At 56.4% G+C, this 1,584-nt stretch carries 1 protein-coding gene; it reads left to right on the top strand.

The features are described 5' to 3' along the window. The coding region (locus HAPAU_RS19430) for an archaea-specific SMC-related protein (protein WP_066385910.1) at window positions 1-1,584 on the top strand (1,584 nt) is incomplete at both ends.

Raw genomic sequence — 1,584 nt, 5'->3', positions numbered from 1 at the left:
AATGCCCTCACTCCAAGAGACGACTGCTGCCGTCGACGTCGAACACATCGGCGGCATCGACTCTACCTCAGTCGAATTTACACCCGGTGTCACCGTCCTCGCCGGCAGAAACGCCACCAATCGAACCTCCTTTCTCCAAGCGCTGATGGCCGCTCTCGGCAGCGACCGAGCATCACTCAAAGGCGATGCCGACCAAGGACATGTGAGCCTTGCCCTCGACGGTGAGACCTACACACGTGAACTCACACGGTCCGCCGACGGCGTCGCGTTCACCGGCGATCCCTATCTCGAAGATTCACAACTGGCCGACCTGTTCGCGTTCCTGCTTGAATCCAATCCGGCTCGACGGGCCGTCGTTCGTAACGAAGACCTTCGAGAACTCATCCTCCGTCCCGTCGATGTCGAGGAGATCGAAGCCCGGATCAGCCAGCTGCAAGCCGAAAAACGCGGCATCGACACCCAACTCAGTGAACTCTCGGAAGCCAGCCGTGAACGAGACTCACTCGAAGAAGAATACGCACGCGTTACCAATAAACTCGAGACGGCTACAGAGGACCTCGACGAGGCACGTGACGCATTGGAGACAGTCCAGCAGTCTAAGTCCGACTCCGAAAATACGGGATCCGAACAGCTCGATTCGCTCCGGGAGACACAATCCCAACTTGAGGACGTCACCTACGATCTCGAAACCGAACAAGAGAGTGTCGCCTCGCTCGAAACCGAACGGTCTGAGCTCGAAGCCGAACTCGAAGATCTTTCGACTGTTGACGAGGACGAATTGGACGACCTCGCGAGTCAAATCGAGCAGATCCGTGGTCGAAAGCGAGAACTCGACGAGATCATCTCTCAACTCCAGACGGTCATCCAATTCAACGAGCGGATCACTGAAGAGGGTATGACTGATCTCCTTGGTGGAGAGGAATCGTCCGAGACGGAAGCAGACGGGGGTGCAATCACGGATCAACTGCTTGCGGACCAATCAGACGACGTCACATGTTGGACGTGTGGCTCGCAGGTCGATACTGAACAGATCGAATCGACGGTCTCGCGCCTGCAGGACCTTCGCCAAGAGAAAGTTCAACGACGCAACGAACTCAACAGAGAACTCGAAGAGCTCAAAGCCCAACGAAAGGAGTACACCACCACGAGAGACAAGCGTACTGAACTCGAACGAGCGCTTGACACGACCAAGTCAGAACTTGCTGATCGGACTGATCGAATTACTGAACTCGAAGCACAGCGGGAGGAGCTTATAGAGGAGATCAAGGACTTGGAGTCGGCCGTTGAAACCACCGACGACGACGAAGAGCTCCTCGCGGCCCAAAAGCAAGTCACACAGCTCGAACTCAAACGCGATCGGCTTGCGCGCAAGCGCGATGCCCTCGCAGAGGATATCGAGAATCTCGAAGAACAACTCGACGAGCAGGGGAAGCTGGAAGCCCGGCGTGAGGAGATCAACGCGGAGCTCGAAGAGCTTCGGACGCGCATCGAACGGATCGAGCGTGAAGCGATCGAGGCGTTCAATACGCATATGGAAACCGTCGTCGACCTGCTGGACTATGGAAATCTCGCGCGGATTTGGCT

It is taken from the genome of Halalkalicoccus paucihalophilus, assembly GCF_001593955.1.
GTDB lineage: Archaea > Halobacteriota > Halobacteria > Halobacteriales > Halalkalicoccaceae > Halalkalicoccus > Halalkalicoccus paucihalophilus.
Note: the sequence above shows the minus strand (reverse complement) of the source record. Positions and strands in the feature narration are given on the sequence as shown.